The organism is Peribacillus sp. NJ4 (genome assembly GCF_030348345.1).
Taxonomy (GTDB): domain Bacteria; phylum Bacillota; class Bacilli; order Bacillales; family DSM-1321; genus Peribacillus.
The window spans coordinates 820,470-835,271 of sequence record NZ_JAUCFQ010000001.1; the positions used below are offsets into that span (position 1 = coordinate 820,470).

12 protein-coding genes are annotated in these 14,802 nt (G+C 40.3%); 7 read left to right on the forward strand and 5 right to left on the reverse strand.

Annotated elements, in window-relative coordinates; genetic code table 11:
• Positions 1–2,850, forward strand: a complete 2,850-nt coding sequence (locus QUF94_RS04215) for a YhgE/Pip family protein (protein WP_289318285.1) — start codon at positions 1–3, stop codon at positions 2,848–2,850.
• Between the two features lie 46 nt (positions 2,851–2,896).
• On the opposite strand, the gene QUF94_RS04220 is transcribed toward QUF94_RS04215, so the two are convergent.
• The 4 genes from QUF94_RS04220 to QUF94_RS04235 all read right to left on the reverse strand — a co-directional run bounded on the left by QUF94_RS04220 (position 2,897) and on the right by QUF94_RS04235 (position 4,957).
• Entirely contained in the window at positions 2,897–3,268 is a 372-nt protein-coding gene (locus QUF94_RS04220; RefSeq protein ID WP_289314734.1) for an ArsR/SmtB family transcription factor, read from the reverse strand.
• Positions 3,269–3,697 carry an SRPBCC family protein gene (locus QUF94_RS04225; RefSeq protein WP_289314735.1) on the reverse strand — a complete coding sequence of 143 codons (429 nt, stop codon included), beginning with the start codon at positions 3,695–3,697 and terminating at the stop codon, positions 3,269–3,271. It abuts the gene before it with no gap.
• 177 nt (positions 3,698–3,874) lie between these two features.
• Positions 3,875–4,318 (reverse strand): DUF6376 family protein, encoded by a 444-nt coding sequence (locus QUF94_RS04230; RefSeq protein WP_289314736.1) that lies wholly within the window; start codon positions 4,316–4,318, stop codon positions 3,875–3,877.
• A 33-nt stretch (positions 4,319–4,351) separates the two neighbouring features.
• Positions 4,352–4,957 (reverse strand): protein kinase family protein, encoded by a 606-nt coding sequence (locus tag QUF94_RS04235; RefSeq protein ID WP_289314737.1) that lies wholly within the window; start codon positions 4,955–4,957, stop codon positions 4,352–4,354.
• A gap of 614 nt (positions 4,958–5,571) precedes the next feature.
• On the opposite strand from QUF94_RS04235, the gene QUF94_RS04240 reads away from it, so the two are divergent.
• The gene (locus tag QUF94_RS04240) at positions 5,572–8,658 is read left to right on the forward strand and encodes an SH3 domain-containing protein (protein ID WP_289314738.1); all 3,087 of its coding nucleotides are present in this window, start codon (positions 5,572–5,574) and stop codon (positions 8,656–8,658) included.
• 48 nt (positions 8,659–8,706) lie between these two features.
• Here QUF94_RS04240 and QUF94_RS04245 read toward each other — a convergent pair whose 3' ends face one another.
• The gene (locus QUF94_RS04245; protein ID WP_289314739.1) at positions 8,707–9,138 is read right to left on the reverse strand and encodes an Rrf2 family transcriptional regulator; all 432 of its coding nucleotides are present in this window, start codon (positions 9,136–9,138) and stop codon (positions 8,707–8,709) included.
• A gap of 302 nt (positions 9,139–9,440) precedes the next feature.
• Between QUF94_RS04245 and QUF94_RS04250 the strand changes: the two genes are divergently transcribed.
• The 5 genes from QUF94_RS04250 to galU all read left to right on the forward strand — a co-directional run bounded on the left by QUF94_RS04250 (position 9,441) and on the right by galU (position 14,712).
• Complete coding sequence (locus QUF94_RS04250; RefSeq protein ID WP_289314740.1) at positions 9,441–10,130, forward strand: DsbA family protein; 690 nt, start codon at positions 9,441–9,443, stop codon at positions 10,128–10,130.
• A 2-nt stretch (positions 10,131–10,132) separates the two neighbouring features.
• Positions 10,133–10,543, forward strand: a complete 411-nt coding sequence (locus QUF94_RS04255) for a disulfide oxidoreductase (RefSeq protein WP_289314741.1) — start codon at positions 10,133–10,135, stop codon at positions 10,541–10,543.
• 390 nt (positions 10,544–10,933) lie between these two features.
• Positions 10,934–11,575, forward strand: coding sequence for an NAD(P)-dependent oxidoreductase (locus QUF94_RS04260; protein WP_289314742.1), 642 nt, complete (start codon positions 10,934–10,936; stop codon positions 11,573–11,575).
• A gap of 266 nt (positions 11,576–11,841) precedes the next feature.
• The gene (locus QUF94_RS04265; RefSeq protein WP_289314743.1) at positions 11,842–13,584 is read left to right on the forward strand and encodes a phospho-sugar mutase; all 1,743 of its coding nucleotides are present in this window, start codon (positions 11,842–11,844) and stop codon (positions 13,582–13,584) included.
• Between the two features lie 237 nt (positions 13,585–13,821).
• Positions 13,822–14,712 (forward strand): UTP--glucose-1-phosphate uridylyltransferase GalU, encoded by an 891-nt coding sequence (gene galU / locus QUF94_RS04270; RefSeq protein WP_289314744.1) that lies wholly within the window; start codon positions 13,822–13,824, stop codon positions 14,710–14,712.
• Positions 14,713–14,802: the final 90 nt, after the last annotated feature.

A 14,802-nucleotide genomic window follows, 5' to 3' on the forward strand; every position in this document is an offset into this window, starting at 1 on the left:
ATGCTTAAACAAGAATGGAAGCTTTTACTTACAAATCGAAAACTGATCGGGGTCGCAATCGTATTACTGTTCGTGCCGATTATTTATGGGGGGTTATTCCTAAGTTCTGCTTGGAATCCATACGGAAATACCGGTAAATTGCCTGTTGCAGTCGTGAATAATGATGTGAAGGCGGAGTATGAGGGTAAAACCTTATCTGTCGGTGATGAGCTAATCGAGCAATTAAGGGACAATGATGATTTAGAATGGCATTTCGTAACGGAAAAAGCGGCGAAAAAAGGATTCGATGATGGTACATATTATATGGTCGTCACCATTCCTGAGGACTTTTCGAAAAATGCTTCAACCGTAATGGATGATAAGCCACAAAAAATGAATTTAACGTATGATGTGAATCCTGGACGCAGTTTCGTTTCTGAAACGGTCGGAAAACAGGCAACGAATAATTTGAAAACTGAAATTGCAGAAAGTGTCACAAAGGAATATGCAGAAGCGATCTTCTCACAACTGGATGAAATCGGAGATGGATTCGGTGATGCAGCAGATGGGGCATCAAAACTGGATGACGGTGCTGAAAAACTGAATGATGGAAACAAAGAAGTGACAGACAATCTGAATAAATTGGCTTCCAGTACATTAACGTTTAAAGATGGCGCGAATAAACTTCAAATTGGCGTTGGTGAGTTTTTGGAAGGCGCCAATAAACTTGAACGTGGGGCGTCGGAATTAAGTAAGGGAATTTCACAATACACGTCTGGTGTCGGTCAGTTGCAAACGGGTGCTAACGAACTCGCTTCTGGCACAGGGGAGTTGACTAATAATAGTGAAGCGCTTATACAAGGTTCTTCCCAACTTTCCACTGGGCTTGCAAAAATGGTTCCAGGAGCCCAAACATTAAATAATGGATTGGCACAAGCGCAAACAGGCAGTGCGAATTTGAATGATGGCTTGAATCAGTTATCACAAAATGCAAGCCAGCTGACTGACGAATCTACGGGAATTCCAAAAATGGCAGCAGGTCAGCAGAGCTTAAATGAGGGAATCACTAAACTTTCAGAAGGAAGCCAGGCATTAAATGACGGCCTGAAAAAGATGGATGGCCAATTGCCCGCGGAAGAACAGCTGAGTCAGCTTAAGCAAGGCCTGACAAGCATTCAAAGCGGTGTAAATCAATTGCAAGAAGCGGTTCCTGCAGGAAGCGGCGCGTCCGGTACCGTATCGGGAATTACAGCAGATCTCGAGAATAGCCAAGCAGCTTTAACAGAACTTCAATCAACGATTGCGAATAATGGACAAAGCACAATCAATACTGTACAAAACACTGAAGCATACAAAAGTATGACCAGTGAACAACAATCCGAATTAATCGGAGCCATTCAAAATGAACTTCAAATGCAAGCGGAAGCACAAAAACAAATTGCATCGACTCTTGCTGCAAGTGTATCCGACTTATCAACACAATTAACGAATAAAGTAATGCCAGTATTGAATGGATTAGGCCAGCTTCCAGAACAAGTGGCCAATTTAAATAATGCGGTGAATAAAGTCAATCCAAACGCCGTATCAGCGTTAAACGGATATCCGGCGATAAGGAACGCACTGGAAGAACAATTGATTCCTGGTGCAACCCAATTAAATAGCGGCTTGAATGAAGCAGTTAAAGGCAGCAATCAATTAACAGCGGCAACCGAAAGCTTAAATGAACGAGCACCGGAACTTGTGAATGGGATCAATCAGTTAGCACAAGGCGGTTCCTCGTTAAATAATGGCTTGTCAAAACTAACTGAGGGATCTGGTCAGTTGGTTGATGGAGTTTCACAACTTCAAGCAGGGTCATCTTCTTTTGGAAATGGTCTGGAGAAGTATGCGTTTGGTGTTAGCAAAGTTGGCGAGGGAGCGAACAAACTTGCTAATGGAGCCAATCAACTGAATGCCAACTCAGCATCCTTGAACGATGGCTCATCAGCACTTGTTAAAGGCACTGAGCAATTGGCAAGCAATCTGCCTACTTTAAGCAATGGTGTGATCCAACTTGCTGAAGGCGCAGGTAAGATCAATGAAGGTTCATCAGCACTAGCTGAAGGTTCACATAAATTGGGTGATGGAATCTCCTCACTAAAAGATGGAACGGTCGAACTTTCGGAAAAACTAAGTGATGGTGCAGAAGAAATAAGGGGAAATAAAACAACCGATGATAATTACGGCATGATTGCTGAGCCGACACAGGTTAAAGAACAAAAAAGCAGTGAAGTGCCTAATTATGGTCATGCTCTGGCTCCTTACGTATTGTCTCTAGGGTTATTTGTAGGAGCGATTGCCTTCAATATGGGATACCCGACAGGCAAGCCATCTACAAGACCTACATCAGGAGCGGCATGGTGGTTCAGTAAATTTACGGTCCTATTTATACAAGCCACGATTTCAGCATTAGTATTGGATGCAATCATGATTTGGGGTATGGATTTACAAGTCGAGAACATGGGGCAATTCATAGGGGTTTCCATATTGACTTCCCTTACTTTCATGTTCATCGTTACTTTCTTAACTGTAGGATTTGGAAATCCAGGTCGTTTATTAGCGATGATATTCCTTGTATTACAGCTAGGAGCAAGCGGAGGAATGTTCCCTGTGGAACTGACAAATAACTTCTTCAGTCATGTTCACCCGTTCATACCAATGACATACTCAGTCATGGGCTTCCGTCAGGCGATGAGTACGAGCCTTGGAGCGGATGCATTGACAACGAGTATCGTGTTCCTTACTGGATGCATAATTGTATTTAATTTACTGTTGTTACTAACGATGGTCATCAAGAAGCGCAAAGAACACAATATTGAGATGGATGCATAAATTAATGAAGAAAACCCCCCGGTGCAATGCGCCGGGGGGTTCTTCATTATGATTGTTCATCCGTGTCCTTTTCTTTTTCGGCGGTTTTAAATCCATTTTCCCTTGGATTTTCAATCACATGTTTAAGGATGGATAGTTTGTTATCCCAAAATTGATCGTAAAAAGAAAGCCACTGTTTCAATTCCGCTAAAGGTTCTGGATGAAGCCGAAAGCGTTTCTCTCTTCCTACCTTCCGGCCACTGACCAATTCAGCTTCAGAAAGGATATGAAGATGCTTGGCAATCGCTGTACGGCTCATGGAAAAGTGAGAAGTGATTTCTGAAATGGGTAAATCCCCTTCAGCAAGCAATTGCAGGACCTTTCTGCGGGTTGGGTCTGCGATAGCCTGAAATACATCATGCTTTTCTGCTGCAGACACTTAGCCCTCAACAGCCTTTTTAAGATTTTGATTAACGATCTGTTCCCAGCCATGATCCATTCTATCGCGAATGACTGAGCTTTTTTCGTTCGGTTTCGGAAGAATCGTGTCAGGCTCTTTCCAACCACCATGAATAAGGGTAAACTCCGTTTTGCCATCCAGTTCTTTTAAAGTGAACGATATGATCCAACCGTCCGTATCCCAAGCGAATGAAAGCCGATTAGGAGCATCTAACTCTAATACCTTACAAGGAGAAGGACCAAAAGGTGATTGGACATGGAACTCATGTCCAACTTTCGGTTGAAAATCATTTGGCATGAACCATGAAGCTATACCCTTGGCAGTCGAAACTGTATCCCAAACTTTTTGGATGGGTGCTTCAAGAATAATCGTCTTTTTGATATCTTGTAATGTATGTTGATTTTCCATACTGATTCTCCTTTTAATTAAAAATATAAAACCAATTGGTTTCGCTTTATCGATTATATAAAACCTTTTGGTTTCATGTCAATAATTTGTTCCGAACATTCCTTTTTAATTCATGATTCCTTGAAATTAAAAGGGACATCGGTACGAGGAGTTCTTCATTTTAATGGAGCAGGCTGCTTAATTACCCAACTCTTCAATTTGCTTTGCCAATCCTGTTATATTATCGATTGATTTCATTATCTCTGAATCTTCCAATGCCTTAGGGTCAATTTGGCCATTTTCAATATTATTCAGGTATAATTCAATTCCATCTGAAAGCTGTTGATTTGAGCTGACGATCTTCTCATGGATGCCTTCAGCGATTTGGGGTGGTTCAGTTGCATTGAATTCTTCAATCTCCGTTTTCATCAATTCCAGTTCTTTTTCAAGATTTGCTCTTGCTTCGGTATTCGCGACGGCGTCTTGTGACAATGCGGGCACCTCATTGGCAAAATCCTTAACGGTACTTATATACTCCGTGGCATTATCTGCATACTCCAATGATGAATTGACTTCTCCCAAAAGCGAGCATCCGCTTAATGTAAGGATGGACAGTAAAGAAATGGTTATGATTTTTTTCATATGTGCCTCCAATGTGATTTTTTTTAGTGATGATCAGATGGGCAAGAATCTCTTTTTATAAATCGCTGCTATGGAATTCAGTATGAAGCCTGGGATTTTCTTCGGGAAAAATGACTTCGAATAGAAAAGGTGAAAAGCACTTTTCAGGTCGTGCCACTGATTGCAGGATTTCACTTGCTTAAACCTCGCTACGTCAATGATCTTCACCTTCTTTTCGGAAGTGATGAAGATGTTTCGTAAATGAATATCCGAAGGGTTCAATCCCTCTTTCCTTGCTAATTGTAAGGCATGGTCAATCTCCTTGATATTTTCTTCCGTTATTGGGATTCCCAATGTTAAACATTCAAAAAGAGTGTTGCCTTCGATGTGATCTATTACCAGATAATTTACCCCCGCATCATATAGGGTTGGATAGTAATCGATCGATTGAACGGTTTTGTATATTTCAGCTTCTACTTTAGCTGTGTGAGTATGGTCAGGGAAAAACACTTTTAGTGCTTTATTGGTGGAATGTATTCGGAATACATAAGCGCTGCGGCCTTTTCCGATAAGTGATAAAGATGGGTCGGCATCAAGCAATATATGCTTTTTATCATCGGAAATCTTAACGCTTTGAGCTAATTCATTATAGTTCTGCATACTTTTCACCTCTATTGTGCAATTTTTTCGATTAAAAAAGACGGTATAACCGATTTTTGGTTATACCGTCTTTTAAAAATTTAAAAGACCTCACCAAATAATCGGCAAGGTCTTGCAAACAACTAAAATCAGTTGCCAATAAAGCCGAGGATTAAATCCTGTACTGACGACTTTATTGTATAGCTACTCCCCTTAACAGAAGGATTCATATAAGTTATTTAGAGTAATTATATAGGTTATGGCCTTGATCCGTCAAATATAAGGATTGTAGGCTTACCCTTTATGTATATTCGGTATGCGTAGAAAGATGCTCGTCTCATAAACATTACTTTGAGTATGAATAAATTATTTCAATATATCTTATTTCACGTCATTAAGCTTGTATCCGCTTCTTATGGAATTTAGTGAAATGGATTACATTTCTAATGTTACTAATTAATAACTTAAATGTCTATTAGTTTACTATTGTGTTACAATCTCGTCCATCTCTCTATAGATCTAAAGGAATATGTTATATTTTTAACGAATAAGCACAATTGCCTATATTATTATACTGAATTTAACCGATATTTAAATAAATGTTAAAAATATAATTCTTTAGTAGGGAGAATGAGATGAAGAAATTAATTATACCAACTTTCTGTTTTGCAGTGTTGTCTACAGTTGCTTTCGAAGAAAAAATATCTGCAGCTCCACTACACGCAGAACATGCCAATATTGAAAAAAGCGTCATGTTTGTAAATGTAAATTCCGGTTCGCTAAATATGAGAAAAACTGGTGCGGATAGTGCAAGCATAGTTGCAAAGCTGGCAAAAGGCACACAAGTAACGGTATATTCGGAATCCAGAGGCTGGGCGAAGATCAGAGCCAATGGAAAAGATGGATATGTCAGTACCAAGTATTTATCGGCAACGAAGCCAGGGACTTTAACTAAAGCTGCAGTAACCATTAAAACGGCAGAGAAATATGTGAATGTCAGTACAGGTTCACTTAATATGCGCAAAAGTGGAATGGATAGTGCAAGCGTAGTCGCGAAGCTGACAAGGGGCACACAGGTAGCGGTGTATTCGGAATCCAAAGGCTGGGCGAAGATCAAAGCCAATGGAAAAGATGGATATGTCAGTACCAAGTATTTATCGGCAACGAAGCCTGGAACGGTGACCAAAGCTGCGGCACCCGTTAAAACGACAATGAAATATGTGAATGTGAGCACAGGTTCACTTAATATGCGAAAAAGTGGGGCAGATAGTGCAAGCGTAGTCGTGAAGCTGACAAGAGGCACACAGGTAACGGTGTATTCGGAATCCAAAGGCTGGGCGAAGATCAAAGCCAATGGAAAAGACGGATATGTCAGTACGAAGTATCTATCGGCAACGAAGCCTGGAACGGTAACCAAAGCTGCGGCAACCGTTAAAACAAAGGTAAAATATGTCAATGCAAGCACGCTCAATATGCGAAAAAGCGGGACAGTAAGTTCAAGCATAGTCGCGAGGCTTTCAAAAGGAACGAAAGTGACGGTGTATTCGGAATCCAAAGGCTGGGGGAAGGTCAAAGCCAATGGTATAGACGGTTATGTCAGCACCAAATATCTGTCTGCTGCAAAGCCGGGATTGGGATCTACAGTAGCCACACCTGAAAAAACGACGGTAAAATATGTGAACACGGGTTCACTCAATATGCGAAAAAGTGGTACAGAAAGTTCAAGCATAGTCGCGAGGCTTTCAAAAGGAACGAAAGTGACGGTGTATTCGGAATCCAAAGGCTGGGGGAAGGTCAAAGCCAATGGAAAGGACGGATATGTCAGCACCAAATATCTATCGACGTCAAAACCGGGATCGGGATCCACAGTAGCCACGCCAGAAAAAACGACGACGAAATATGTGAACACGGGTTTACTTAATATGCGAAAAAGTGGTACAGCAAGTTCAAGCATAGTTTCGAGGCTTTCAAAAGGAACGAAAGTGACGGTATATTCGGAATCCAAAGGCTGGGCGAAGATCAAGGCCAATGGAAAAGACGGACATGTCAGCACCAAATATTTATCGACAACAAAACCAGGAACGGAAACCACGCCCTCCATACCTGATAAAACGACGACAAAATATGTCAACGTAAGCTCAGGAACGCTTAATATGAGAAAAAGCGGGTCGGAAAGTGCCAGCATAGTCGCGAAGCTTTCAAAAGGAACGCAAGTAACGGTGTATTCGGAATCCAAAGGTTGGGCGAAAATCAAAGCCAATGGGCAAGATGGATATGTCAGTACTGACTTTCTTTCAACAACAAAGCCAGAAGCCAAACCCTCCATACCTGATAAAACGACGGTGAAATATGTAAATGTAAGCTCTGGTTCTCTGAATATGCGTAATAAACCGTCAGAAAGTGCTTCCGTTATTGTGAAATTGGCAAAGGGTGTGAAGGTGGAAGTCATCTCGGAATCAAATGGCTGGTCAAAAATAAAAGCGTATGGCGGGGAAGGTTATGTCAATACGCAATATCTATCAGCAACGAAGCCTGGTTCTGTACCGGAAAGCCCGAATCTCAATCCAGACGAGGAAGAAACCACGTTAGTTAAATATGTAAAAGTAAATGATGGCTCCAGTCTTAATATGCGCTCTTTTGCATCAGCTTCCGCTTCAATTATAGCCAAACTCGTAAACAATACGGCCGTAACGGTGTATTCTGAGTCCAATGGTTGGTCAAGGGTCACGGCTAACGGAAAAACGGGATATGTCAGTACGCAATATTTAACAGCTAAAGCACAAGGTCCAGGAAGTTCGGATGGATCGATAATCAGGATCGATAAAGAGTACAATCTTACGATGGACAAGATGGTTGAAATTCAAATGGCCGTAAATGGTCAAACGGATAAAACGTATAAAACCTACATACGTGAGGATGGGTTAACTTTAATCAATTCAACAAAGGGAACGGTAAAAGGAAGCGGATGGCGTGTTAGGGGCGGAGCTGGATCTAATTATTGGGCAGTCGGTGCTGTCAGCAATAATCAATCATTGAATATTAAATCAAAAGTAAAGGGCTCTGACGGATACTATTGGTATGAAGTGAGTTATAACAAGACATGGGTAAATGCCAGTCCGGATGATATAAACTATAATCTCAACCCAGATAATTTTGTGAATGATCCAATCAAATCGTTCCAGTTCGTTAAGCTCTCCCAAGTCACCAACATGAACGTTTCTGAAGTGAATGCTAGAATCCTTTCAGGTAAAGGGATTTTACAAGGCCAAGCTGCAACCTTCACTACGGCAGGGGAAAAATATGGGGTCAATGAAATTTACCTGATTTCACATGCTTTGCTGGAGACTGGGAATGGTACTTCACCGTTAGCAACTGGAGTTAAGGTGAATGGGAAAATGGTCTATAATATGTATGGAGTGGGAGCTTTTGACGGAACAGCGGTAAGCAGCGGCGCTCAATACGCATATAAAGCAGGCTGGTTCACCCCGGAAGCGGCCATTATAGGTGGTGCCGAATTCATCGCCAAAGGGTATATCGCTACTGGACAGGACACGCTTTACAAAATGAGATGGAATCCTACAGCTGCAGAGAAAAATGGATATGCTTCACACCAGTATGCAACTGATATTGGCTGGGCAACAAAACAAGTGAAACAGATTCATAATTTGTATAGTTTACTAGATTCCTATAAAATGACGATTGAAGTTCCTAAGTATAAATAAGAAAACAGGAAAAAACACATGAGTCCGACCCATGTGTTTTTTTGCTATTTAGTTTTTATCCTTTTCCAGAATACCTCTAACGACATCCTCGATCGTCACCACTCCAAGCGCCTTTTCCAAGGCAAGTTCAGCGACTGAAAAGATGGGCTCTATTGTATCTTGTATATTTCTTCCAACAGTGCATGCTGGATTAGGATTTTCATGGATTCCAAATAATTCTTTATCGGAGACAACGTTAACAGCCTGATAAACATCGAGCAAAGTAATATCCGATAAGTCCTTGGCCAATGTCGCCCCGGCGATACCCGGCCGAACGTTCACTAAACCTGCATTCTTCAGCATGCCGGTGATTTTTCTAATTAAGGCTGGGTTTGTGTTTACACTTTTTGCTATAAAATCAGAAGTGTTAACGCCTTCTTTGTTTATTTCTAAAAGAGATAATATATGGATTCCTACGGAAAAGCGGGTACTGATGGACATCTCTTTTTTCTCTCCTTTAAAATCTCTATTCTTATATAGTATAAATTATTTAACATGTAATTCAAGTGGTTACAAGTTATAATGGCCTGCAAGAATAATATTTATCCATTAACCGTTTCCTTGTCAAGTCACGCCGGCAAAAATAAAAGGTATGTGTAATTGACAAACCATCATGATGAAACTTATATTATAACGTGTAAATGAATCAGTTACAGGTGAAAGCTACAGGAAGGGGGAACTGAAATCGGCCGCTATGGCTGGATAAGGAATATCGACACAACTACAAGTGATGGAGGTATATGATGGCTAATAAAAAAAAGGGTAATCAAAAACAATCTTATGCATTCACGTTTTGGATCATAGGGTTAATCGCTGTAATCATTATTGGCTTTATATTTTTAGCAAATGGGAAGGACGAAGATACAGCCGTTAATGAAATAGATTATAAATCACAGCCTTATTTGGGAGAAAAATCGGCTCCTGTCCAAATAGTGGAATTTGGTGATTATAAATGTCCAGTATGTAAGACATTCGAGGAACAATTCTTTCCTTCCATACAAAGTGAACTGATCGAAACAGGAAAAGCGCAATTTTATTTCATGAATTATTCGTTCATTAACGTCGATTCAACCAGATCCGCTAAATTTGCGGAAAGTGTTTATCAGGAATTAGGAAATGATACCTTTTGGAAATTTCATGAGCTGTTGTACGATAAGCAGCCAGATGACTTGAAATATGAAAAGGAAGATGTCTTTACGGACAAATTCCTAGAAGAAACATTGAAAGAAATCGCAAATGACAAAGATGTGAAAAAGGTCGTTTCCTCTTTTAAAGCCGAAAAGTCCGAGGACCAATGGAACAAGGATATGGAGTTGGCCGACGAATTGGGCGTTTCTGGAACACCTTCCTTATTTGTCAATGGCAAGAAGTTTGAAGGAAATACAATTGATGATTTAGTGAAAATGGTTGATGATGCAGCGAAGGAGAAATAGTGATGAACAAACCACTATTATTTTCGTGGATCCTATCCATCATTGCCACTGCTGGAAGTCTCTACTTTAGTGAGATTCTCCATTATGTACCTTGTACCTTTTGTTGGTATCAAAGGATCTTGATGTACCCGCTCGTTATTTTATTGGGCCGGGCCTTTTATGAGCAAGACCTGAAAATCCATCGATACATCCTCCCATTATCGATTTTGGGCATGTTGGTGTCAGGGTATCACTATAGTCTGCAAAAAATTCCGGCACTACAGCATTTCGAAATGTGCCAAAGCGGTGTTCCCTGCTCAGGCGAGTATATAAATTGGCTAGGATTCATCACGATCCCGTTTTTGGCTTTTATTGCTTTTACTCTCATTACTATCTGTATGGGATTGCTAATGAGGAAGAATGGAAAGAACTGATCAATAAGTGCACCATTCCTTGTATCTGCAAGGAATGGTGCTTTTTTTATCGACGAAAATCGGGATATATCTATCGAAAATGGTAATATATCGACGAAAATCGGGATATATCTATCGAAAAATGAAATATATCAACGAAAATCGGGATATATCTATCGAAAATGGCAATATATCGACGGAAATCGGGATATATCATCGAAAATGGTAATATATCGACGGAAATTGCAATATACCTCCGAAAAATGAAATATATCAACGAAAATCGCAATATATCATCGAAATACTTCCTCGATAAATAAGTTGACAAAACAGCAACCTGTAACTTATGTTATTACATGTAAGTAATTCGATTACAATTAAAATCCAAAACGATATAGGAGGAAATTGAAAATGAAAATTGGTATTATAGGTGCGAGCGGAAAAGCTGGAAGTCTGATTTTAAAGGAAGCATTGACTAGGGGACATGAAGTTACGGCCATTGTCAGAGATGAAGCCAAAGTCCAAATTCAAGGTGCATCCGTACTGGAAAAGGATCTATTCGCTCTGAAAGCGGAAGATATTAAAGAATTTGATGTGGTAGTGAATGCCTTTGGCGCTGCTCCAGGGAAAGAACATCTGCATGTGGATGCAGGAAAAATCTTAATTGACGCCATGAAAGGGGCTCCTCAAACTAAACTGATCGTTGTTGGCGGAGCTGGAAGCCTTTTCGTTGACGAGGCGAAAACGATACGTGTACTGGAAACGCCTGAATTCCCTAAAGAATACTTTGCAACGGCATATAATCAATCTAAGAACCTTGAGGATTTACAAAATGCCACTGGCATCCAATGGACGTTCATCAGTCCTTCAGCCTTCTTTGATCCACAAGGAAATAGAACCGGAGGGTATAAATTGGGTAAAGACAACCTTCTTGTAAACTCAAAGGGTGAGAGTTATGTAAGTTACGCCGATTTTGCCCTTGCAGTACTTGATGAAATTGAAAACCCGCAACACATCAACCAACGCTTCACCGTTGTTGCCGAAGCTGAATAATTTGTAAGGTGATCCATCATAGTGGACATCGCTCCTGTTTACAGGCCGTGATGTCCACGATTACCGCAACATCGCCATCCTCTATTTTTGCCTTCCAACAAATTTTTTATGTTGAGAATATTGACTGATGTCTATTTATTGCTGATAATATAGCGAAGAAAGTCGTATGAACGGCTTTTTTTTTATTTCAGCGGTAACTGTTATTTTTTAGTGAAAACATCTAGATTTTCCAAGGGGAACTAGAAAGAAAGAAGGACTATGTGAAGATGGATTGGAAATGTTCTTACCACTCATGGGTGAATTTCGAAAACCTTGATGAGGAAATGAAATCATTACTTAACAAGATGCAAGATGATGAAAAAAATATTGAAGATGCGTTTTATAAGAACTTGGAATTCGGCACAGGCGGTATGCGCGGGGAAATTGGGGCAGGTACCAATCGGATGAATCTATATACAGTCCGTAAAGCAACATTGGGATTAGCCCATTATCTGCAATCGATGGGTGATGAAGCAAAACGCAGAGGTGTCGCGATTGCCTACGATTCACGTTTCAAATCGCCTGAATTTGCCTTGGAAGCAGCCAAGACCCTGGCTACAGAAGGTATCAAGGCTTATCTATTCGATGAGTTAAGACCAACGCCGGAGTTATCCTTTGCCGTTCGTGAACTGAATGCTTATGCTGGGATCGTTATCACAGCAAGTCATAATCCCCCTGAATATAATGGCTATAAAGTGTACGGGCCAGATGGTGCCCAGCTTCCTCCGGCAACGGCTGATAAAGTGATTGAATTCGTGAATGCGATTGAAAATGAACTTGCCATTTCGGTAAAAGATGAAGACACATTGAAAGCGCAAGGCCTCATCAAGATGGTCGGAGAGGAAATAGATACCGCTTATAATGATAAATTGCTTACTGTGCCCGAAAATAAAAACCTAAGTGAAGAAGTTGATGTGACTGTAGTATTCACACCGCTTCATGGCACGGCAAATAAGTCGGTTAGAAGGGCTTTACAAGATCTGGGATACGACAAGGTACATGTTGTAAAAGAGCAGGAATTGCCTGATCCCAATTTTTCGACAGTCAAATCCCCGAACCCTGAAGAGCATGCAGCATTTGAAATGGCCATTGAATTAGGAAATGAGGTATCGGCAGACCTCTTGATCGCAACAGATCCTGATGCAGATCGTCTCGGTATCGCCGTTAAAAATAAAGATGGCGAATATGTGGTGCTTACAGGTAATCAAACAGGTGCACTAATATTGGATTATCTTTTGAAAGAAAAGAAATCGAAAGGCACTTTACCTGAAAATGGAGTTGTCTTAAAAACGATAGTAACCTCTGAAATAGGCCGCAGAATCGCAAAGGAATATGGTTTAGGGACCGTTGATGTATTAACGGGTTTTAAATTCATCGCTGAAAAGATCAACGAATATGAGGAAAGCGGTAAGCATACTTTCTTATTCGGATATGAAGAAAGTTATGGTTATTTAATCAAGGATTTTGCCCGTGATAAAGATGCTATCCAAGCGGCCATTCTTGCGGTGGAAGTTTGTGCCTACTATAAAAAACAGGGCATGGACCTATATGAAGGATTGCTTAATATCTTTGAAGAGTACGGATATTACCTGGAGGGACTTCAGTCATTGACTTTAAAGGGGATTGAAGGCGCTGGGCAGATTCAAGGGATATTGAATCAATTCCGCAATGCTCCTCCAAAGCATATAGCCGGAAAAGCTGTAACGATTCAAGAGGATTATCAAAGTGGCGTGAAGCTCAACATGGGCACCAATAAGGAAGAAGTCATTGATTTACCTAAATCGAATGTAATTAAGTACTTCCTTGAGGATGGTACATGGGTATGCTTACGTCCATCTGGCACAGAACCTAAAATCAAATTCTATTTCGGGGTCCAAGGTGAAAAGATGGAATCAGCCGAGCTGAAATTGAAGCAGGTCATGAATGCTTTCATGGAAAAAATTAATGGGATAATCAATAGTGCTACATAAGTCAGACCCTTGGACCTGACAGCCATATATATTGAAGAAAATAAGGCCTTTTCCTGTTTTTATCGGGAAAAGGCCTTTATATTTTCTGAAGAAGGTTTTGGGGAAAAGTTACAATTATATATGGGATTACAAATGTTTTATGCTAAATTATTTACAAAAAACAAGTCTATGTTACTATGAAAAGGGTGAATAAGTAAATTTTGTAGTTTTATATTAATGTGGAGGAGTTACAAAAGAATGAAAAAAGTTAAAAAGGCTATTATACCTGCAGCGGGATTGGGAACTAGATTTTTACCTGCTACGAAGGCAATGCCAAAAGAGATGCTGCCAATAGTGGATAAACCAACTATTCAATATATTATAGAAGAAGCCGTAAAATCGGGAATTGAAGATATAATCATTGTCACAGGAAAGAATAAACGTGCGATAGAAGATCATTTTGATAATGCATACGAGCTAGAGAATAACTTGAGGGAAAAAGGGAAATTCGATTTATTGGAGAAGGTACAATACCCATCCAATTTAGCAAATATCCACTACATTAGGCAAAAAGAACCGAGAGGCCTTGGACATGCTGTATGGTGTGCACGTAACTTTATTGGTGATGAGCCGTTTGCCGTACTATTAGGCGATGACATCGTTCAAAGCGAAATACCCTCTCTAAGTCAATTAATCAACGAATATGATGCGACGGGTTCGTCCATCATTGGAGTGCAGCCAGTAAATGAGAACGAGACACATAGATATGGCATCATTGACCCGCTTACCCAAGAAGGCAGAAGATACGAAGTGAATCGTTTCGTTGAAAAACCCAAACAAGGAACGGCACCATCCAATTTGGCCATTATGGGAAGATACATACTGACTCCGGAAATATTCGATTTCTTAGCTAAGCAAGAAACGGGAGCTGGCGGTGAAATCCAGTTAACGGATGCCATCCAAAAACTGAATGAAATCCAAAAAGTCTTCGCATACGATTTTGAAGGGAAACGCTATGATGTCGGAGTTGTCGATGGCTTTGTGAAAACGACAATTGAATTTGCCCTGCAACATCCTGAATTAAGAGATGACATTATAAAGGAAATGGAAAAAATCCTCGAACTGCACAAGGCAGTGGACAAAAAATGATTTATTGAGTTACTGTATTACCGCCAAATCGATTTTTTCAGTTTAAAGAAAGATTATCTACATAGCAAATGATGGTTGTAGTCATTAAGT

Coding starts and splice junctions, on each gene's coding strand:
- QUF94_RS04225 (WP_289314735.1), bottom strand. CDS start 3,697: ATGGAAAATCAACATACATTACAAGATATCAAAAAGACGATTATTCTT.
- QUF94_RS04240 (WP_289314738.1), top strand. CDS start 5,572: ATGAAGAAATTAATTATACCAACTTTCTGTTTTGCAGTGTTGTCTACA.
- QUF94_RS04255 (WP_289314741.1), top strand. CDS start 10,133: ATGAACAAACCACTATTATTTTCGTGGATCCTATCCATCATTGCCACT.
- QUF94_RS04245 (WP_289314739.1), bottom strand. CDS start 9,138: ATGTCCATCAGTACCCGCTTTTCCGTAGGAATCCATATATTATCTCTT.
- QUF94_RS04260 (WP_289314742.1), top strand. CDS start 10,934: ATGAAAATTGGTATTATAGGTGCGAGCGGAAAAGCTGGAAGTCTGATT.
- QUF94_RS04235 (WP_289314737.1), bottom strand. CDS start 4,957: ATGCAGAACTATAATGAATTAGCTCAAAGCGTTAAGATTTCCGATGAT.
- QUF94_RS04265 (WP_289314743.1), top strand. CDS start 11,842: ATGGATTGGAAATGTTCTTACCACTCATGGGTGAATTTCGAAAACCTT.
- galU (WP_289314744.1), top strand. CDS start 13,822: ATGAAAAAAGTTAAAAAGGCTATTATACCTGCAGCGGGATTGGGAACT.
- QUF94_RS04250 (WP_289314740.1), top strand. CDS start 9,441: ATGGCTAATAAAAAAAAGGGTAATCAAAAACAATCTTATGCATTCACG.
- QUF94_RS04230 (WP_289314736.1), bottom strand. CDS start 4,318: ATGAAAAAAATCATAACCATTTCTTTACTGTCCATCCTTACATTAAGC.
- QUF94_RS04215 (WP_289318285.1), top strand. CDS start 1: ATGCTTAAACAAGAATGGAAGCTTTTACTTACAAATCGAAAACTGATC.